General features: G+C 36.8%; 12 protein-coding genes. 4 read left to right on the top strand and 8 right to left on the bottom strand.

Going from position 1 to position 21,268, the window contains the following annotated elements; translation table 11 throughout:
* Positions 1–435: 435 nt before the first annotated feature.
* From AAEZ18_RS16380 to AAEZ18_RS16370, 3 genes are all read right to left on the bottom strand, one after another.
* Positions 436–3,582, bottom strand: coding sequence for a DEAD/DEAH box helicase (locus AAEZ18_RS16380; RefSeq protein WP_089369318.1), 3,147 nt, complete (start codon positions 3,580–3,582; stop codon positions 436–438).
* Positions 3,583–4,007: 425 nt separating this feature from the next.
* A complete protein-coding gene (locus AAEZ18_RS16375) occupies positions 4,008–4,970 on the bottom strand; it encodes a transcriptional regulator (RefSeq protein ID WP_011329645.1) in 963 nt (320 codons plus the stop codon).
* Positions 4,971–4,985: 15 nt separating this feature from the next.
* Positions 4,986–6,224, bottom strand: coding sequence for an AAA family ATPase (locus AAEZ18_RS16370; RefSeq protein ID WP_011329644.1), 1,239 nt, complete (start codon positions 6,222–6,224; stop codon positions 4,986–4,988).
* A gap of 772 nt (positions 6,225–6,996) precedes the next feature.
* Between AAEZ18_RS16370 and AAEZ18_RS16365 the strand changes: the two genes are divergently transcribed.
* The gene (locus AAEZ18_RS16365) at positions 6,997–8,211 is read left to right on the top strand and encodes a hypothetical protein (RefSeq protein WP_011330184.1); all 1,215 of its coding nucleotides are present in this window, start codon (positions 6,997–6,999) and stop codon (positions 8,209–8,211) included.
* 58 nt (positions 8,212–8,269) lie between these two features.
* On the opposite strand, the gene AAEZ18_RS16360 is transcribed toward AAEZ18_RS16365, so the two are convergent.
* On the bottom strand, positions 8,270–9,145 hold the full coding sequence (locus AAEZ18_RS16360; protein WP_197182637.1) for a DNA replication terminus site-binding protein: 876 nt from the start codon (positions 9,143–9,145) through the stop codon (positions 8,270–8,272).
* Positions 9,146–10,255: 1,110 nt separating this feature from the next.
* On the opposite strand from AAEZ18_RS16360, the gene AAEZ18_RS16355 reads away from it, so the two are divergent.
* Positions 10,256–11,605 (top strand): class II 3-deoxy-7-phosphoheptulonate synthase, encoded by a 1,350-nt coding sequence (locus AAEZ18_RS16355; protein WP_172459254.1) that lies wholly within the window; start codon positions 10,256–10,258, stop codon positions 11,603–11,605.
* Between the two features lie 83 nt (positions 11,606–11,688).
* On the opposite strand, the gene ppsR is transcribed toward AAEZ18_RS16355, so the two are convergent.
* On the bottom strand, positions 11,689–12,498 hold the full coding sequence (gene ppsR, locus AAEZ18_RS16350) for a posphoenolpyruvate synthetase regulatory kinase/phosphorylase PpsR (RefSeq protein ID WP_011330181.1): 810 nt from the start codon (positions 12,496–12,498) through the stop codon (positions 11,689–11,691).
* 313 nt (positions 12,499–12,811) lie between these two features.
* Between ppsR and ppsA the strand changes: the two genes are divergently transcribed.
* Positions 12,812–15,187 (top strand): phosphoenolpyruvate synthase, encoded by a 2,376-nt coding sequence (gene ppsA / locus AAEZ18_RS16345; protein ID WP_041454953.1) that lies wholly within the window; start codon positions 12,812–12,814, stop codon positions 15,185–15,187.
* Positions 15,188–15,253: 66 nt separating this feature from the next.
* On the opposite strand, the gene AAEZ18_RS16340 is transcribed toward ppsA, so the two are convergent.
* A complete protein-coding gene (locus AAEZ18_RS16340) occupies positions 15,254–15,463 on the bottom strand; it encodes a PGPGW domain-containing protein (protein WP_041454951.1) in 210 nt (69 codons plus the stop codon).
* Between the two features lie 147 nt (positions 15,464–15,610).
* Here AAEZ18_RS16340 and ydiJ point away from each other — a divergent pair, with 147 nt between their 5' ends.
* Positions 15,611–18,667, top strand: a complete 3,057-nt coding sequence (gene ydiJ / locus AAEZ18_RS16335) for a D-2-hydroxyglutarate dehydrogenase YdiJ (RefSeq protein ID WP_197182638.1) — start codon at positions 15,611–15,613, stop codon at positions 18,665–18,667.
* Between the two features lie 61 nt (positions 18,668–18,728).
* Here the strand turns inward: ydiJ and AAEZ18_RS16330 are convergent, their stop codons facing one another.
* On the bottom strand, positions 18,729–19,922 hold the full coding sequence (locus AAEZ18_RS16330; RefSeq protein ID WP_086998423.1) for a cation:proton antiporter: 1,194 nt from the start codon (positions 19,920–19,922) through the stop codon (positions 18,729–18,731).
* Entirely contained in the window at positions 19,922–21,133 is a 1,212-nt protein-coding gene (locus AAEZ18_RS16325; protein WP_011330177.1) for a tyrosine-type recombinase/integrase, read from the bottom strand. The genes AAEZ18_RS16330 and AAEZ18_RS16325 overlap by 1 nt, the downstream gene beginning before the upstream one ends.
* Positions 21,134–21,268 lie beyond the last annotated feature (135 nt).

The raw sequence follows: 21,268 nt of genomic DNA, 5'->3' as shown, positions 1-21,268 counted from the left end.
TATCTTCCCCTTAGTCAGGGTGATAAGGCATCTTTCAGCCTATCGGGTTTGCCAGCTTCGCTGGGCAAACAAAAAAAAAGCCAACTCAAACGAGTTGGCTTAATCATTACTAAATTTAGTAACTAAATAGGGGGATCAACATGAAACTTGGTTGAACTGCAATTCAACCGCTAGCAAAATAGTAGACGCTGCATATTTAATTAAGTTCAAAAAAAGTATAAAAAAATTAAACTTAAGTTTTGTGTAAAGCAGCGGTGTAAAAAAGGCATAAAAAAAGCCAGCCCTAAAGTGGGCTGGCTAAATCATTACTTATTTAAGTAACTAAATGGGAAATCAATATAATGCTTGGTTAAACTGCAATTTAACCGCTAGCATAATAGTAGACGCTGCATATTTAATTAAGTTCAAAAAAGATCTGAATATTTACAAACATTTTTAATCTTTAATTAAAGAGAGCATTTGTTGCTCGTCAAACTGGGTAAAACTCATTGATTTTTCGGTAAATAAAGCATCTACAAGAGCTTGTTTATCTTGTTGCATTTTAAATACTTTTTCTTCAATTGAATTTGCCATAATAAGTTTATACACAAACACAGGATTAGTTTGGCCAATACGATAAGCACGATCTGTCGCTTGTTTTTCTACTGCTGGGTTCCACCAAGGATCGTAATGAATTACTGTGTCGGCTTGCGTTAAATTAAGCCCCGTACCACCGGCTTTTAAACTAATTAAAAACACCGATGTTGCACCACTGGTAAACTCATCAATCACTTTATCGCGCTGGCGCGTTTGTCCGGTAAGTAAACTAAAGTTTATATTTATTTCTTTTAGGCGTTCAGCAATAAGATCGAGCGCAGAAGTAAACTGACTAAATATAATTACTTTTCTACCTAGGCTTAGCATTAGCGGTAAGCGATTACTTAGCCATTCTAGTTTTGCACTGCCAGCCTGAGTTGTTGGCTCTATTAATTTAGGGTGACAACAAATTTGCCTTAATTTTAACAGCGCTTCTAAAAAGGCGAGTTTACTTTTTTGCATGCCTTGTTCAGAAAACAGATCAGTTAGTTTTTCTTCTAATGCTTGAGTAATACTGTGGTACATTTCTTTTTGTTTTGGCTCAAATTCAAACTCTTTAATTAACTCTGTTTTTAGCGGTAACTCTTGTGCAACTTGCGCTTTAGTACGGCGTAATATAAACGGCATAATTAAGTCTTTAAGTTGCTGTGCTCGCTCTGCATTGCTCTCACGCTCAATTGGCGTTTGGAAGTGAGTTTTAAAATGCGTTTGCGAGCCAAGTAATGACGGCATAGCAAAATCAAGTAATGATTTAAGCTCGAATAAGTTGTTCTCTATTGGCGTACCACTTAAGCAAAGCTTAAAGTCGGCATTAAGGCGCTTCACTAAACGCGATACCTGCGCGGTATCGTTTTTAATATATTGCGCTTCGTCGAGTATAATATTTTCAAAATAAAGTGGTGAATAATACGCAATATCGCGTTTAAGTAGCGGATAAGTAGTTAATATACATTGTGCTTGCGCTACATTTTGTAATAACTCATTACGCTGGGCACCAAAAATAGTGGTTACTTTTAAGTTTTTAGCAAACTTGGTTATTTCTTTTTCCCAATTGCTTACTAGGCTTGTAGGGCACACAATGAGTGTAGGGCCTGCTTGCGCATTATTATAACTACTTGTTAGATAGGCAATAACTTGCAGAGTTTTACCTAATCCCATGTCGTCTGCTAAAATTCCGCCAAGCTGATGGCGTTTTAAAAAGTTTAACCACGCAACGCCTTGCTGCTGATACTCGCGCAATACAACTGAGTCATTTAACCCTTGTATAAGCGTAGTGGGGCGCGACTGGTCATTACTATTTAGCTCTTCTAAATAACGTGACAATGACTCGTCGTGTAGTTCAACATTTATAGCAGTATGACTTACCAGTTCAGGCAAGTATGAAAGCGGAATATTAAATTCATCTCTGGTTTTTATAAATTCAAATCGTTGTTTAAACTCATTTAACAAATGCAACGCTGCTTTATTTATAGCGCCAAACTCACGACCTATTGGGTAGTAATAAAACAACTCACTTTGACGATTTAACGATTCATAATGAGCATCTGTTTGATTAAATAATAATGTAGCTTTAGCATCGTTTAATATAATTTTGCACTGCATTTGATGCCCCGCAGTACGGTGTACATGCAAAGCTACTTGGCTTTGTGGGTTAACAGCATTTACTTTACTAACCGATACTTTCCAGCCTCGTTGAACAAAGCTAGGAAACACCTCATAAACTAACCAGTGTAAGTGAATGGGCGATTGTTTATTAAAAATAAACTCACTTTGTAAACCCCCTTTACAAAAATCGAAACCTAAGTTTATTAGCTCGTTTTTTACGGTGTTTTCAAAAGCACTATTTACTAGGGTTTCTGGCGCTGTGCCTGCCAAATAATTTTTATTTTTATATTTAAACAATAACGAAAGCGTTAATCCTTCCGCCGACATTGTTACTTTTAAAACCGCATTACTAGAGAGTTTTGAGGTATTGTTTTTTTCATTAGTGGGATGCGGAATAACACCCGAGCCAAAGTTATCGGCGAGTTGTTTATAAATACGGTCAAAATTAGTGTCGTGTAATGCTGGAATTGTTTGTAAATGAGCAATTTCATCTGCACTTAAGGGGGTGCGAATGCGTCCTACTTTATAAGTATCGAGATCTAAATAAGTAGGTGGCGTTGTTTTAATTAGTGTCCAATTTTTGCTGTTTTCTAAATTAACTTTTAATTGGGTTAGATCTTTTACTTGCTGCCAACTAAAGCTTAACGCTTGACCTGTTTGCGCTTTAATTGATACGCGTGATCGTTGTAAAAACAATCTTTCAGTTGCTATAAGCTGTTGCAGTGCGTTAAAACCCCATTGCCCTTTAAGCTCAATATTACCTACTGCATTTTGTGAACGTATCCAGCTAAATAATCTAAAGTCGCTTTCTAATAAATCGCTAGGAGTTACAAAGCTGTTTAGCTGTTGCTCGGTAAGGTTACGGCCTAAGGCATAGCTTTGATTTTCATCGTAATTAGCTATTTTGGGCGTTAAAAACACTTTATTGTTTTCTACATCTAATACAAATAAAAGCACTTGTGAAGGCGGTTGTTCGGTACTGTTTTTAAGTGCTCCGAGTTCAGTAAACCAATCATTAATAAAGTAGTCTTCGCCGTACTCACCCGAGTGTTCTATTTTAAGTTTGAGCAAAATAGCAGCTAAGTGGCGGCATTTTGTTTTAACGTTACAGGTACAGTGAGTATCTACCGAATAACCAGTAGGTACTTTACTGATCTCAATACGTTGATTAAACGAAATACCTTTGTCGCCACGTACTGTTGAATCCACAACTGAAAAATCGCTATTATGCTCTAACCAGCTAATTTGGCCGTTTTTATAATACGCTTTACCTTTAGCCAATACGGCGGGCTTAAACAATTTTTTAATGAAGCGTTCAGAAAGAGGAAACTGGGTAGCCTGCTCATTTTTAATTTCTTCAAAAATAGCCATTAGATCAGTTTTAGATAAGTTAGCAGACATGTCACTCAAAGTATTAAATTTTAAAAACAATTTTTTTAGTATATGCCTTATATGCTCTGAGCTAAAGCAATATTAACGTTAAATAAACTGGTTGGAGCTGAGCGCTTAGTAAAAAATTGCTTTATAGCTAAATAATGCGCTAATTATTATTTATTTAAAATAAAACACACAGCTAACTCACAAGTTAAAAACAACTTACTAACACAAGGAGGGGGTTTACAGATCAGCTTTATACTAACAAAGCGCAAAACAGGTAGGATCTAAGATAAAAAGGTAATTTAGTTAGTAAAAAGCTGATCTAAAATAGGCAAGTAACTCTTTTATGCTTAAATTTTGCTATATGGGATCAGTTTTTTACTAACTTAAAGGGTGTACAGATCAATATTTAACTAAGCTAACACCCTTATAGATCATTATTTTACTAACTAGTTAAATGCAGCTAATAGCTTAGTAAGTTGTTCTAAGCGTTTGTCTGTCATAACTTTATTGTTTATTTTTACTGAAACATCACCATTTTTTAAACTGCGCTGTACTGAAACAAAGTTACTCTCAAGCACAACTTCACGTTTAACGGCTATTTGTGGCTCGGTAGTTAAATACTTAGTAATGGCCATTGCACGCTTGTCATCGCTTGCTGCTGCGTTTATGTCTTCATGGTTAGCAATGTCAGCAACTAGCAAGTTAAAGGCTGCTTGGTCGCGCTCCTTTGCGCTAATCAGCTTTTTAGCCACTTCACGGCCAACATGATTAGCTGTAGGGTAAAGTGCAACAACATCTGCAGGGATTTGCTCGAATGCTTTTATTGCATCGGCAACCGCGGTATGCGATACGCCTTCAATAACTGCAATTTCACGGTAAGAGCCTTTTTTACCTTGCTCAATTAATTCATTTTTAGTGTTTTGATAAGCTTGTCCAAGTTCCCACAAGCTAGGTGCTATGTATTGATCAGACGAAACAGCTAAAATTTTTGCATCTTGATCAGTAAAGTCGCTAGAGCTCAACACTAAATAATCGGCATTACCCAAAATGCAGGCTTTACGGCGGCGTGATCCCGCAAGTACTAAGCTTGTATCGCCTTGATCCCAAAGAAGTGCCGGGTGTTGATTACGGCCATCTTCTTTTATTGCCGGTAGAATATCGGATACCGACTTTTCATTTAACAGCGACTGTACACGGCGGTTTTTGCCATATACCTGGGTTGTTGACTCAATGTCACTATGGGAAATCACTTTACAAACTAGGGTAATTTCTCTGCTAGGATCGCTTGGCGCTGGCATACGAATTACATCGCCCGCATTTGCTTGCTCTAATAAAGCATCAAGACTACTACTACCAACCGCTGTTGCAAAAGGGTCTAAGCGGGTGTCATTTTTACGTTTTTTAGCCATTTTTGTTTAACATCCTTACTTAGGGGTATTTAGTTTTGATTGTGTAGATTGCCAATTAGAGCGGATCAGCATTTCGAGCTCATCAACTACATCTTTTATATTTTCTTGCGCACGCATTAACGATTCGCGACTCGCTAAACTATCTGATGCTTTTTGATCAAAAATAGTGTTAAACGAAGACGAACTCGCTGTAATTGCTGAGCTATGATTAATTGGGTAACTCATTACTTGGCGACCAAAGGCACTACGAACATCTTTAACGATATCGCGTTGCGAGTGGTTACCTTTTACATAGTTAGTTACTAAAAACTGCATAAAGTCCCATCCTTCATGGCCTAGGGCTGCAACTGTATGATAAATCTCACCTAAACGTTTTAAATATTTATTATTTGCATCAAAGTCTACTGCTTCTGGATGAACCGGTATTAGCATTGCTGTAGATGCCATTAACGCATTATAAAACATAAAGTTAAGTGTTGGAGCTGTGTCGATTAATAACACATCAAACTCATCTTTTACTGGGTCAATTACTTTTTCAAGTAACTTATGATAATGACGGGTTTGTTCATAATTTGAGGTGTCTTTGAGTAAAGTAGCTGTTTCATGTTCAAAATAAAAATCATCCATACCAGATGGTAAAACACGAATATTTGGAATATGCGTAGGTAAAAATGAGTTTGATACAAATTCAGGCCAGGTTTCCCCTTCGTCTAAATCAATACAATCACGCATTAAATCGCCAACGGTAATTGGATCGGGCTCTGCCGATGGAAAAAAGCTAGATGATGAACCTTGAGGATCTAAATCAATAATACCGATACGATAGCGTTTAATATTTGTAGTTGCCAGTGCTGCTGCAATATTAACCATACTAGTTGTTTTACCACAACCGCCTTTTAAGGAGTTAATTACAATAACTTGCAGTTTGTCATCACCAGTACGGTGATCTGGCTGAATATCCATAATATCGGCCATAGCAAAAATATTTACTAAAGTGTAAGCGTAATGACCATTTGCACCACGTTTGATATTTAAATTATCAAAATCACCATTGTCGTGGCGTCTTTTTAAGGTACGATTGTTACAACCTAGCAGATCGGCAGCTGCTTTTTGCGTATAAGTTCTTAATTCTTTTTCTTCAGATTTAAGATGAGCGCGATAATGTTGTATACGTCCTTCTAGTGACTTTTCGGCAACTTCAGCTGTTGCTTTCAAAAGCCGGTAGGTACTTAGCGCATTATTATTGATAGACATACTTAATTCCTCAAAGTTAGGCTGTTAGTATAATGTCCATTCAATTTGCTGTAAACAACTATTTATAGTGACATGTGTTTTATAAACAAGACATCTAATAATATTTTTACATGCTTAATATCTCTTAGTATAAATAGAGAGGTTAAGTATGGTTAAGTATATAAGGTATTAAAGGATAGAGGCTTAAATAAAGGTCATAAATACATGATTTATATGAATAATAATAAAATAAGCAGATCAGCTTTATACTTGGTTAAGATCAGATCTTTATCTACTAGCAGATCAGCTTTTTACTAAGCTGAAAATTAAAACAATAGTTACGCACAGGTTAATCATTAAGTTGTGCACAAAAAAGGTCTGGTAGATCAGTTTTATACTAAGTAAATTATAAAGTTATACACCGACTCTGTAGTAAAAGAAGGCTTTTAATTAGTATAGATCTGATCTGTAGTAGGTACAGATCAGATCTATGCTAACTCAATATGTGCTTATCCACAGGGCTTTTAGTTTTTTAGTTAATTTGTCGTGTTAAATATTAAAAATTTAGCTTTGTAATGGACAAAAATCTCACTGAGTTAGTAAAAATGAGATTTGTAACTGCCTAGTTAGTAAAATAATGATCTGAAATTGAGTTAATTAGCATCCGCTTAGTATAATAGTGATCCGAAGGTTTTATTTTAGCTCAGATCACTTTTATACTAACTTAAACATTTAACTTTTTTGTCTTTATGTGTTGTTATTAGCTGTCGCAATAAAAATGGAAATAACAACAATGAGCCGAAAGGTCAACATCTCGGTAGATAACTTGCCCGATACACTAAGGGGCCAAATTCACGGGGTGGAAAGTGCAATTGATAATGAAAGCTTAGCACTGTTTACAGATAATAAAGATGTGCGGATTTCGATAGAAAATGCAGCTCATGGATTACGTGCTTATTCGAATACTTTTAACCATTATGATTTATGGGGACGCTTTGTCCGTTCGGGGCATAAAAAATTACCATTAGAAGAAGCACCTAAAAAAACAATAATTACACGCAAAATATCTGAAAAAATAGATGGTATTTTGTACGACGGTGAATTAAAAATAACGCCGGCGGTTGTTAGCACACGCAAAGATGGTGAAGACGTAGAATATTTGGTTTGGCCATCAGATCGAGAAGAAAAAGTAGAACGTGCGCTGATCCGTTTAGCTTCTAAAGGTAAAATAGTAAAAATAAATTTTAAGTCCGGTATTCAATATGCTGTTGTTTTTTCAATGAACGAATTAGCACAAGAGCTGAAAACCGTTGGCCAATCTATGCCATATCCACAAATTAAAGAATCACTTGAAGCATTACAAGGCTCGAAACTTTCGTTTAAATATTCAGCAACAGACACCAAAAATACAAATATTGATGATTCATTTTACGAGTCGAACATGAACTTTTTATCGTCACTGCATTTTAGTGGAAAAAAAGGTCAAGGTGGAAATGTTAAATGTGTTGCGTGTTTAAATGCATTTGTGCATAACATGATTGATAACCTTGAATACAAAGGATATTACTTTAACAGCGCCCAAGAATTAAAACGCGGATTGTCGCGTTGGATGATGCTGCGCTTATATCATCTTTGGCGTTATGCAGCGCCGGGTAAAACATACCATTTTAGATTACTGTCTATTATGGAAAAGTACGGCTCAATTTATTCAACGGATAATATTACCGAAAATAAATTAAAAGCGCTGCGTCGTGATATGACCACAACAATGAAAGATTTGATCGAGAAAGGAGCTATCTCTGAGTACAGTATTACCAATGTTAAAGACGATAAAACCGGTAATATTATTGACTACACTTACGAAATGCATCCATCAGACCAATTTTGTGATGAGATACTTACTCTGAATAAACACAATAAACGTATTGAAATACAAGGCGGTAAGCGTATTGTTGAAAATGCTGTGCTTATTGATGAAGACAAACTTGTTGAAATAGTAGATAAGTAATTTTTATTACAGAGTCCAATAATAACAAAGGTCACCTAGCGTGACCTTTTTAACATAATCACTTTTCTACTTGTTCTAAATAAAGTCGATCTACTAAAAAATCATAGTCACGTTTTCGTGGATGACTTAATGGTTTTTCGTAATTTGGTAATATCCCAAGCTTTACGTCTGGTTCTGGGTTTATTAAAATAAAAGGTAGCGCCGCACTGACGTGATAACGGTTTTGCGCGGTATAACGCACATTTACCTGAGGGCTAACTCGAGTAGGGCGCCTAATTCTAAGTTTTTCTTTTTCACCTAAACTTGCTACCCGTAATTGCTCTTGTGCTACTAGCGCCTGCCATTTTTGCTGGTCGATCATTCTGGGGTTTCTATAACTAGCTGACTTTTGTAACATTTCGAGGGCCATTTTTTTGGTCAGTGTTTTAGTTGCATGTTTGTGCATCCAGGTAAATCGTACTGAAAAAGGCGATTCATGTTCACTATGAATTTTTCGATAAGCAGCCAAAGTAATTAAGTTGGGTACTGCATTATGCACCGCTTCAAAACGAGCATCGTTGTTATCAATAGCTAAAATACACTCTTTAAACGCTGCTTTTGCCTTATTTACTTGAGCAATTCGATTAATTAGTGCTTGTTTGTCAGCATTTTTTATAACTAATAGGCCAGGATGACGCTTTAAAACTCGGCTACTTAGCCCTTGTTTTTTATAAATGTCAGTAAAGGAATTTAATATAGCTTTATGTGCTAGATCGCCTGATATTTTAGTAACTTTAATCGATTCGGCCACTTTATCTTCATCAACAGTGCTTATATCAGGAAGTTGATAATATTCGGCTTTTGTATATTCACATAGATTAAGCTCTTCTATTAGCCTTAATGTTAGTTCGCTCATTAAATCAAACTGACTTCTTATTTGTACTTTAGTTACCATGCAACCTCCAAAGAACACATCTTACCTAACTAATTATCGCACATAACCTTATCTTTGTTTAGCAAATAATTTTAGTTTACTCGGGGCTAAGTTAATTTAATATTTAATTAAAGTATGATGTGTTCTTTACAGCTTTGGTTAATTTTAAAATCTCGTGCTTATGCATTTGAGTAGCTTAACTCTTAATAATAATTCCCCAATACTCACATTTGTATACCGTTATAGGTTACAGCTAATAACGGCCTACTAGCTTCTGAGTGCAATTTAACTTTAGCCATGATTTGTGGTGAGGCTTTAAAATGAGGTTGATATAATTAACCGGCTCATACTTTGGGATACTTAAAATGTTTAGCTTGTGAGAACTGAATATACATTTATTAGGGTTTGAGTTGCCTGTAGCTTAACTAATTAAGAAGCAAGTGGTGTTAATTAGCGCCGCTCTCAACATTCATACAAAGAGCAATTTAATACATTGCTGATATAAGCTTTACGACTTGTATTATGTATGGGGGGAAATGCAATACGTTGTCATGTCTATTTATACTGCCGCATAAGATCTGCAAAGCGTAAAGATTATACATATTACAATTTTTAACCTAAGTAGTAACTACCACTATCCACATTTTTATAAAAACTTAGTACAGAACCAAAAGAAGTCTTTGTACTTTAACCTTAGCCTAATAAACCTACTGTTTATAGATCTCTAGTATGTGTTGCAGTGGCAAATAAAATGCGTCATAGCATGTATTTTTAAAAGCGCATAGTTATTGCTCAACTTTTATTAAAGTAACTGTAAAGCTAAGAATACACATGATGCAATTTAAGTATGATGTGTTCCTAGTTTGACCTGTTATAATAATTAACTCGGATTGAATGTAAGTCAACAACTCAAAAGTAACCATATAGAAGCTTAACTATATGTTTTAAATAGGTTATATGTTTTCTATTTGTCATTTTGTATTTGCGCTAAGGGCCCAACATATACGGCTAAATATATTAATTACCTAACCCATAACTAAATAATTAGTAAATAGTGAATTTAGTCCTTGAACAAACAGCCCTGCATACGTTAATTTCGTTGTATCAGGTAAATAGGAATGAGGAATGAATATGCAAACGTGGAACCCAAATAGCTGGAGAGAACTGCCAATATTGCAGCAGCCAAACTACCCAGATCAAGAATCACTTAAATCAGTAGAAGCGCAATTAAAGAGTGCTCCGCCTTTAGTATTCGCTGAAGAGACCAGAAGTTTATTTAAGCAGCTAGAAGATGTATGCGAAGGGCGCGCTTTTTTATTACAAGGTGGTGATTGTGCTGAGTCGTTTAGTGACTTTAATGCCGCTAACATTCGCGATACTTTTAAAACAATTTTACAAATGGCCGTGGTATTAACTTACGGCGGTAAATGCCCAGTAGTTAAAATAGCGCGTATGGCAGGGCAGTATGCAAAACCACGTTCAGCAGATTTAGAAACGATTGATGGCGTATCACTACCGTCATACCGTGGCGACATTGTTAACAATTTTGAGTTTACCGAACAAGCGCGTATTCCAGATCCACAACGCCTAATGACAGCGTATCATCACAGTGCCGCTACGTTAAACTTACTGCGTGCATTTGCACAAGGTGGCCTTGCTGACTTACACCAAGTAAACCGTTGGAATATGGGCTTTGTTGCGGCTAATCCACAAAAAGAAAAGTATCAACAGCTAGCTGATAAAATTCAAGATGCGCTTGAGTTTATGGAAGTGTGTGGTATTAATTCTACTATTGCACCAAGCTTAAAAGAAACCGATTTATACACCTCTCATGAGGCGCTATTACTAGGCTACGAAGAAGCACTAACTCGCCGTGACCATTTATCTGGCGATTGGTACGATTGTTCTGCGCACTTTGTGTGGATTGGCGAGCGTACGCGTCAGCTAGACCACGCGCATATTGAATTTTTTAAAGGAATTAAAAATCCAATCGGGGTTAAAGTTGGCCCAGGCATGGACCCAGATGATTTAATACGCTTAATTGATGCATTAAACCCAGATAACATTCCAGGTCGATTAACATTAATTACCCGTATGGGCGCAGATATACTCCCTGAAAAACTACCGGCACTGGTACGCAAAGTACAACAAGAAGGCCGTAAAGTAATTTGGAGTTCTGATCCAATGCACGGTAACACCGAAAAGGCGAGTTCAGGATACAAAACACGTAGCTTTGATAACATCATGCGTGAGATCAGCCAGTTTTTTGCAGTGCATAAAGCCGAGGGCAGCTATGCAGGCGGCGTGCATTTAGAAATGACAGGTCAACACGTTACTGAGTGTACTGGCGGTGCGTACGGACTGTCTGACGACGATTTAGCACAGCGCTATAAAACCCAGTGCGACCCACGTTTAAATGCCGATCAAGTATTAGAACTAGGCTTTTTAGTTGCCGATTTATTAAAAGACGCACGCAAATAAGTAAAATGAATCCCCTAAATACAAACGCCGCTAATTAAGCGGCGTTTTTTTATACTTTCTAGTTAAGCTAACCACACTGTAAGTTAGTACTTACGGCGCTCTAAATCAGTATCAGATATAATCTTCGCCGATATTTCTTCAACTGAGTGATGAGTAGAGTTTAAAAATGGAATTCTATTACGCTTATACAGCATTTCTACTTCGCGCACTTCTATACGACATTGACGAATAGAAGCGTATTTAGAATTAGCCATACGCCTGTCTCTAATGGCAGCAAGGCGCTCAGGATCAATAGTTAAGCCAAAGAGTTTATGTTTAAAAGGTATTAAGCATTTAGGCAAGCCTTCAGTTTCAAGGTCGTCTTCGGTAATCGGGTAGTTAGCGGCTTTAATACCATATTGTAGTGCTAAATATAAACTCGTTGGGGTTTTACCACTGCGGCTCACACCGATTAAAATAATATCGGCCTCTCCATAGTTTTTAATATTACCGCCATCATCATTCATCAGCGCGTAGTTAACCGCATCAATTCTAAAATCATAGCTTTTTTCATGAATAGAGTGAGTTCGATGAATTTTTGGTACTGGCGCCACATTTAGTTCTTTTTCTATTTTTTCGCTATAGGTTGTCAAAAAGTCATAACACACTGCATTAGCAGAGCTAATAATTTCAGTTAAGTTGTAATTTACAAAGGTAAAAAATATTAAAGGCTTTTCACCGTCTCTTTTAGCCGTTGCATTAATTAACTCTTTAATTTGATGCGCTTTCTCTTCTGTTTCTACAAAGGGAATGGTTTTATGATTAAATTCAACAGGGAACAGTGACAAAGTAGCATGGCCAAAAACCTCAGAAGTAATTGCTGTGCCATCTGAAATATAAAAAGCAGTTCTCATAAATCCTCTTTTTTATTACTTTTAATTTTAAAATTAAGTTTCTCACGGTTTACGTGAGGACTGTTGCCAGTGTAGAATGGGTGTGACCTTTATAAAAGGTTTTCTTTCTTAACTCTCACAGTTATATCGATTGTATTAAGTAAATAGTCAATTATAGCGATAGGAAGCGCTTTATTAGCAACATAAAAATTAACAGGTAGTTGTTCTACATGAAAATTTTTAACTTGTTAATACAATGTCTAACTCGCTAAAATGATTAAATGTTAATTAGTTGGTATTTAGTACTACAATTTGTTTTTTTGGAGAAAGATCCGTGCAAGAATACGTTCTCTGGTATCAAGAGCTTGGTATGCAAGATGTTCCTCGTGTTGGCGGTAAAAACGCTTCACTTGGCGAAATGATTTCAAACCTAGCAAACGCAGGTGTACAAGTGCCGGGTGGTTTTGCAACTACCGCTGATGCTTTTAATGAGTTTTTAGATCAATCAGGACTCACCGCAAAAATTCACGATATTCTAGATACACTTGATGTTGAAGATGTGAATACACTCGCTAAAGTCGGTGCCGATATCCGCCAATGGATAATCGATACACCATTCCAACCTAATCTAGATAAAGCCATTCGCGAAGCATACAGCCAACTCCACGGCGACACAGCAGCCGATGTTTCATTTGCAGTACGTTCATCAGCTACTGCTGAAGACATGCCAGACGCATCATTCGCAGGCCAGCAAGAAACTTTCCTAAACGTTGTTGGTATCGACTCAGTAATGGTCGCTATTAAACACGTATTTGCTTCATTATTTAACGACCGCGCTATCTCTTACCGTGTTCATCAAGGGTACGATCACCGTGGTGTTGCACTGTCTGCTGGTATACAACGTATGGTTCGTTCAGATAAGTCAGCATCTGGCGTTATGTTTAGTATTGATACCGAGTCTGGTTTTGAAGATGTTGTATTTATCACATCAAGCTACGGGCTAGGAGAAATGGTTGTACAGGGCGCAGTAAACCCTGATGAATTTTATGTTCATAAACCAACATTACTTAAAAACAAACCTTCAGTAGTACGTCGTAACATTGGCTCTAAAGCCATTCAAATGATTTACTCAGAAGACAAAGCACATGGTAAGCAAGTAGACATCGTTGATGTTGCCCCTGAGCTTTCAAATAAATTTTCGATTACAGATGAAGAAGTGCAAGAACTTGCCAAGCAAGCTGTAATCATCGAAAAACATTACGGTCGTCCAATGGACATCGAATGGGCAAAAGACGGTAACGACGGCAAACTATATATAGTTCAAGCTCGTCCAGAAACGGTTCGCTCAAACGAAGATGCCAACGTAATGGAACGTTTTCAATTAAATGGCACCAGCAAGGTTGTTGTTGAAGGCCGTGCAATTGGTCATAAAATTGGTAGCGGTGTTGTTCGTGTTCTTAACTCAATCAAAGAGATGGATCAGGTTCAAGTAGGCGACATTTTAGTTACCGACATGACCGACCCAGATTGGGAACCAATCATGAAACGTGCAGCAGCGATTGTTACAAATCGTGGTGGCCGTACTTGTCATGCTGCAATTATTGCACGTGAACTTGGTATTCCAGCCGTTGTTGGTTGTGGTAACGCAACTGATTTAATAACAGCTGGTCAAGAAGTTACCGTATCATGTGCCGAAGGCGATACAGGTTTCATCTACGAAGGTATTTTAGACTTTGAAGTACTTACTTCACGTGTTGACGAAATGCCTGAGCTACCAATTAAAGTAATGATGAACGTAGGTAATCCAGATCGTGCATTCGATTTTGCTCGTTTACCACATTCAGGTGTTGGCCTAGCCCGTGTTGAATTTATTATCAACCGTATGATTGGCGTTCACCCTAAAGCACTACTTAATTTTGATGCACAAACTGATGCATTAAAAGCAGAGATAACCGACATGATGGCCGGTTATGAATCTCCAGTAGAGTTTTATATCTCTAAATTGGTTGAAGGTATTTCTACTCTGGCGTGTGCATTTGCACCAGAGCGTGTAATTGTTCGCATGTCTGATTTTAAATCAAACGAGTACGCAAACTTAGTTGGCGGCCAACAATACGAACCGGAAGAAGAAAACCCTATGATAGGTTTTCGAGGCGCCGCTCGTTATGTGTCAGAAGCTTTCCGCGACTGTTTTGCTCTAGAGTGTGAAGCAATTAAACGCGTAAGAAACGGCATGGACATGACCAATATCGAAATCATGATCCCATTCGTACGTACCGTTGAAGAAGGTAAACGTGTTATTGAACTACTTGAAGAGCATGGCCTTAAACGTGGCGATAATGGTCTAAAAGTAATTATGATGTGTGAACTGCCTTCAAACGCACTATTAGCTGAAGAGTTTTTAGAGCATTTTGATGGTTTTTCTATCGGTTCAAACGACTTAACTCAGCTAACGCTTGGATTAGATCGTGACTCAGGTTTAATCGCACATCTATTTGATGAACGCGACCCTGCAATCAAAAAGCTACTTTCTATGGCAATTAAAACAGCTAAAGAAAAAGGCAAGTATGTAGGTATTTGTGGTCAAGGTCCTTCTGATCATGAAGACTTTGCAGCATGGTTAGTAGAGCAGGGTATCGACTCTGTTTCATTAAATCCAGATACAGTACTAGAAACATGGTTATACTTAGCTGAAAAACTAGCTAAATAATTACTTTGTTTAATAAAAATGCCAGCAAAAGCTGGCATTTTTGTTTGTGTAATTTAAAACAAAGTTTTAACGTGCTAATTTTTTATCTAAATATCGGCACGATTTAGTTAACGCTTTTTGACAAAGCCCCAAATAATGCCTTGCTTTTGGGTAGTCAAAAGAAAAACACAATAACCCTGCCATAAAAAATATTAACGATGGTCCAGGTACAATCGCAAAAAATAAACCCAGTAACATGCACAATACACCGGCTAAAAGTAATAGTATTTTTTTCATAGTTAAAGCCCTCTAGTAACTGTTAACTTGAGTATAATTGCAGTGCGAATAAAATCGATTAAAAGTGTGTTACAAACTGTAAAATCTTCAATTTCTATTACCCCGCAGCATGATATAATTAATCAAATGCCTTAAAATATCGCCGTCATGATAGCAACTATTACACAGCAAGATGCCGCGACAGAAGTTGTCGCAAATTACTTAAGTACCATTAAAAATCAAGGGTTTACTGGAGACACTGACGCAAGTTATGCAACCCGCATAACAGCTTCAACCGATAACAGTATTTACCAAGAGCTACCGCAAGGTGTTATCTTTCCTAAAACCGAAAAAGATATTCAACTTGCGTTGCAAACAGCATCTCGCGACCCCTTTTTATCGTTAACATTTGGTCCGCGCGGCGGCGGCACTGGGACTAACGGGCAATCATTAACCCCTGGCATTATTGTCGATTTATCACGATACATGCGTGAAATACTCGAAATAAACACACAAGAAGGCTGGGTGCGTGTACAAACTGGGGTAATAAAAGATCAGCTTAATGACTTTTTAAAACCTTATGGGTTTTTCTTTTCACCCGACTTATCTACCAGTAATAGAGCAACCATTGGCGGTATGATCAGCACTGATGCTTCGGGTCAAGGCTCGCTAGTTTACGGTAAAACGAGTGACCATGTTTTAGGGCTAACAACTTATTTGGTCGATGGCACACCTATGTGTACTGCAGCTATTGATACAGAGAAAGCAAAGGTAATCGCAGAACAAGACACATTAGTTGGTCATTTATACAAAACCGTTTTAGCTATCGCACTAAATGAGCGCGAAGCTGTATTAGCTAAATTCCCTAGATTAAACCGCTTTTTAACCGGATACGACCTAGAGCATGTGCTAAGTGATGACTTACAAACTTTTGATATGAGCCGCTTAATTACCGGCTCTGAAGGATCATTAGGTATAGTTACCGAGGCTAAATTAAAGCTAACCCCCATTGCTGAATTTAAAACTTTAATTAATATTAAGTATGATAGTTTTGATTCGGCACTACGTCATTCACCATTTTTGGTAGCTGCGAGAGCAACCTCAGTTGAAACTGTCGATAGCAAAGTTTTAAACTTAGCCCGCCAAGATATTATTTGGCATTCAGTATCGGACTTAATAACCGACATTCCTAATAAAGATATGCAAGGGCTCAACATGGTTGAGTTTAATGCTGTATCACCAGAGGATATAAAAGACAAAGTAGACACTTTGTGCAAACTATTAGATCAGTGCGTGGCACAACAAACTAATGGTGTTATTGGTTACCAGCTAACCAGTAATAAAAGTGATATTTTAACAATTTACGCCATGCGTAAAAAGTCAGTCGGGCTTTTAGGTAATGTAAAAGGCAGTCAGAAACCACTCGCCTTTGCAGAAGACACTGCGGTACCACCAGAAAACTTAGCTGATTATATAGTAGAGTTTAGAGCATTACTCGACAGCCATAATTTACAATATGGAATGTTTGGCCATGTTGACGCTGGCGTTTTACATGTTAGGCCTGCGCTCGATATGTGCGACCCAGAACAAGAAAAACTATTGCGTGTTATTTCAGATGAAGTGGTAAAACTCACCGCTAAATACGGTGGTTTAATGTGGGGCGAACACGGTAAAGGGTATCGTAGCGAATATGGCCCAGCGTTTTTTGGCGACCATTTATTTACTCAGTTACGTAAAATAAAAACTGCATTTGATCCAAATAACCGAATAAACCCGGGTAAAATATGTACACCTATCGATAGTGAAGACTCACTAGTAAGTGTTGATGGACAAAAACGTTCATGGTTCGATAAACAAATATCTATTGATGTAAAAACAAGTTTTAATAATGCCATGACTTGTAACGGTAACGGAATATGCTTTAACTACGATGAAAACTCACCAATGTGTCCGTCGTATAAAGTAACCGGCGATCGCCGACATTCACCTAAAGGCCGCGCAAGTTTAATGCGCGAATGGTTGCGCCTGCAAGAAGCAAAAAATGTAGATTTACTTGAGGTCGAAAAGCAACTTAATAAAGGCGAAGTAATTACCTGGTGGGAACGTTTTGTTCACAGCCGTGAAAAAAACAAAGGCATTTACGACTTTTCTCACGAAGTTAAAGCTTCGATGGACGAGTGCTTAGCCTGCAAAGCATGTACTACTGCTTGCCCAATTAAAGTAGATGTACCTACTTTTCGTTCGCGTTTTTTAAATTATTATCATAGTTACTACGCACGTCCACTCAAAGATTACCTAGTGGGTAATATAGAAGTTAGTGCGCCATTAATGGCTAAATTTGCACGTATTATTAATCCTATAGTAAGTACAGACCTAGTTAGTAACATAATTAAAAAAACCGTGGGTTATGTAAATACACCACAATTAAGTATTCCCGCACTAACTAATCGAGTAAACAAAGCTCATACTTTTAATTTTGAATTACTAAATAAATTAAGTGCTGAGCAACAAAACGAATATGTATTAATAGTACAAGACCCATTCACTAGTTTTTATGAAGCAGAATTAGTAGAGAGTTTTATTACGCTTATTACCCAGCTCGGCAAAAAGCCAATGTTATTACCTTTTAAACCCAATGGAAAACCACAACATGTAAAAGGGTTTTTACATGAGTTTAAAGTAACAGCAAAAAACGCCGCGGAGTTTTTAAATAAACTTAACGATATTAATGCGCCACTGGTTGGTTTAGATGCTTCATTAGTTATGTGTTACCGCGATGAGTACAATACAATTTTAGAAAATAATCGTGGTGATTTCCATGTGCAACTTGCTCACGAGTGGTTACAAACTCAATCGTTTACGCAATTAAAAGCAAAACAAAATACTAATACTAATACTGAATTTACTTTATTAAGCCACTGTACCGAAACTACCGCCTTACCAAAAGCTGCGAGTGTTTGGCAAAATATTTTTAGCGATATTGGCTTAACATTAAAAACAACCAGTACTGGTTGTTGCGGCATGGCGGGTACTTATGGTCATGAAGCACAAAACCAAAACAACTCGCGCGCACTATACGAAATGAGTTGGAAACCTATTGTAGATAAAAATAAACCCGAGCAACTGTTATCAACAGGATTTTCTTGTCGTAGCCAAGTTAAACGATATGAAAAATTTAAACCTAAACATCCAATTGAGTTACTTGCACACCTACTTAGCAATTAAACTTTATTAGGCTGATTAAAAAATGCGTAACTTTATAAATAAAATTACGCATTTTTACTTTTTACTTTTTAGCAAAACTATCTGCAATTGGCTTAGTAGTTATACCATGAATAAATACACTAAATAAAATAGTGGTCATAGCAATAGTTGCAATCTGATATTTATTTTCTATTTGAGTATCAATTACCATTAACGTAAATACTATCGATGCGAGTCCTCTTGGTCCAAACCAAGCAAAAGTAAATCGCTCTTTTATATTCAGTGCAGTAAATTGCAGTGACAACATAACCGGAATTATTCTGATCAAAGTTGCACTGAGTAAAGCATAAATTATTATTTCAAAACTGAGTTTTGGTAAAACCAAATAGGCACTTACAAAACCAAATAAACACCAAATTAATAATGCTGCAAAATCGGCTATGTGCTCTGAGTCTTCAACAATTTCACAACGTATCGACTCTGGAGAATATCGGTCAAACAATAAACCTGCTACAAACACTGCAATAAAACCACTACTATGAAAATACTGTGTAATAGAAAATATCGCCATTGCAAAACCTACCAGCAAAAAAGGACTGGTTTTTTGTGCAAAATAATGGCGTTGCATAGCAAAGTTTAAAGTGGGAATAAATATCGCAACACTCGCAATTGCAATCAATAGCGCTATACCAAGTTCCCGAGTAAAAATAATCATAGTTTGTGAAGCGGTGATCCCAAGCTCTGGGTTATTAGCTAATAACAAAAAAATTAAAAATACAGGTACACATAAACCATCATTTAAACCACTTTCAGTATTTATTCCTTCACGGATATTTTCGGGCACTTGTGTACTTTCTAATAGTCCTTTACTTAGTGCTGCATCGGTTGGTGTTAAAATAATTGCTAATAATGCAGCTTGAATAAGTGTTAACTCTGCAAATAAAAATAATGCAGTGCCAATACCTAACAACAAGGTAAGGGGTAGGGCAACAAATAATAATAAACTTGGATACTGATAACTGTGTTTTAAAACGCTTAGTTTTGTTTTTGTAGCGTCGGTAAATAAAAACAAACTTAAAGTTAATTCAATTAAAGGTAATATATAAGCTCCACCATTTTTTAATTGTTCAACTTCCTCAGGTATAAACCAAGCCAGTGCTATTCCTCCAATCACAAAAAACATTGGGCCAGTGATTTCGGTTCTTTCTAATTGCCGGATTGTTAATGAATAAATCAAAAACAAACTGCCAATAAAAGTAATGACTAAATATTCCATTATATTTTCCTTTTTAAACCAGATTTTGCACGTTCTTTTATATTTGTTTGAATATAAATTTGATCTGTAGTTGCTATTTTTGCGTGTCCTAAATCTTCAGATAAATGTTTGAGTGGTCGTGTTTGTGCATCGTGTGTTGCACCTGTATGTCTAAGCCAATGTGCGGTTGCAGCTTCAAGTTGTTCAGAGTCATCTTTAAAACCATCATCAAGTAAAGATTGCTGAGCTAAATCAAAACTTTGTTGTACCAAACGTCGTATTTGCCTAACTGTCATGCCACCTTGGCCACGAATTTTATGCACCAAAGGTTCAGATTCATCAACGCGTGGTAGGGCAGGTAAACCACGATAAAGTCGGTAGCGTTTTAAATATTCAACAAAATCATCGCTTAGAGTTACATCTCGTAATTTATTACCTTTACCCATAATACGTAAAAACCAAAAGCCATCGTTGTCTTGCCAAAAATGCGACATAACGGGCGACCATTGTGGCCGCTCTGACAATTCGGAGATCCGTAAATATAATCCTTTTAAACATGCCAGAGTAAATAAATTTCTTTCTAGATCAGGTTGTTGCTCACATAAGTCGCGCGTTACCCCAAACACATATTCCCATTGTATATCGCTTAGCGTATCGGGGATCTGTATTTGCGATTGAACCACTAAATAGGGACTATTCTTTTTTACTACAGGCACAAAATTGGCAAAGGTTTTTTCTTCTAAAATAGCAAATTTATAAAATACGTTAAGTGCAGTAAACATTGCCGATAATGTTTGTTGGCTAGCAATTGATTCTTTTTGGATGAAAGGGCGCCAATTTGTATTTAAACGACGAATACCTTGCTCGTCTTTATAACGCCATTGTACTGATGTTGTAGCCCAAGCTTTATCTGGTTCAACAACAAAATCTACATAACCTTCAATATCTTCGCGCTTTAAATCAAATACTGATTTTTCAGCCACTAACCATGCCCATAAATAAAAACGTTCAAGCTCACTTCTAAACCGACTATAGGTTGCTTCCGATTTGCGACCATAAACATATAAAAACTGGTATAAGAAGGTAAGATCTTGTTTTGATTCAGTTACAGTCAAGCCAACTTGCTGTATAAAGGTAGCCAGTTCTGGATATTCTGAATTTAAAGTATTATCTTCAAGATGAGCAATTTGATATCTCAATTGTTTTAACGTATCAACCAAAGCAACTAGCATAGTAATAAAATATTCAATAAAATAATAGACTTATAGATTAACCATAAAGTCCGATACTGTCTATTGTATATAGTGATATTTATGTGTACTTTTCTTTTCAGTTAATAAACATTACCTTTATATTTACTACAAAAT

This window comes from Pseudoalteromonas sp. 19-MNA-CIBAN-0066 (assembly GCF_040308705.1).
In the GTDB taxonomy this organism is placed as follows: Bacteria; Pseudomonadota; Gammaproteobacteria; order Enterobacterales; family Alteromonadaceae; genus Pseudoalteromonas; species Pseudoalteromonas nigrifaciens.
Note: the sequence above shows the minus strand (reverse complement) of the source record. Positions and strands in the feature narration are given on the sequence as shown.

Excerpts from the sequence above, each read along its gene's own strand:
- AAEZ18_RS16380 (WP_089369318.1), bottom strand. The coding sequence starts at position 3,582 with ATGTCTGCTAACTTATCTAAAACTGATCTAATGGCTATTTTTGAAGAA.
- AAEZ18_RS16375 (WP_011329645.1), bottom strand. The coding sequence starts at position 4,970 with ATGGCTAAAAAACGTAAAAATGACACCCGCTTAGACCCTTTTGCAACA.
- AAEZ18_RS16370 (WP_011329644.1), bottom strand. The coding sequence starts at position 6,224 with ATGTCTATCAATAATAATGCGCTAAGTACCTACCGGCTTTTGAAAGCA.
- AAEZ18_RS16365 (WP_011330184.1), top strand. The coding sequence starts at position 6,997 with ATGAGCCGAAAGGTCAACATCTCGGTAGATAACTTGCCCGATACACTA.
- AAEZ18_RS16360 (WP_197182637.1), bottom strand. The coding sequence starts at position 9,145 with ATGGTAACTAAAGTACAAATAAGAAGTCAGTTTGATTTAATGAGCGAA.
- AAEZ18_RS16355 (WP_172459254.1), top strand. The coding sequence starts at position 10,256 with ATGCAAACGTGGAACCCAAATAGCTGGAGAGAACTGCCAATATTGCAG.
- ppsR (WP_011330181.1), bottom strand. The coding sequence starts at position 12,498 with ATGAGAACTGCTTTTTATATTTCAGATGGCACAGCAATTACTTCTGAG.
- AAEZ18_RS16340 (WP_041454951.1), bottom strand. The coding sequence starts at position 15,463 with ATGAAAAAAATACTATTACTTTTAGCCGGTGTATTGTGCATGTTACTG.
- ydiJ (WP_197182638.1), top strand. The coding sequence starts at position 15,611 with ATGATAGCAACTATTACACAGCAAGATGCCGCGACAGAAGTTGTCGCA.
- AAEZ18_RS16330 (WP_086998423.1), bottom strand. The coding sequence starts at position 19,922 with ATGGAATATTTAGTCATTACTTTTATTGGCAGTTTGTTTTTGATTTAT.
- AAEZ18_RS16325 (WP_011330177.1), bottom strand. The coding sequence starts at position 21,133 with ATGCTAGTTGCTTTGGTTGATACGTTAAAACAATTGAGATATCAAATT.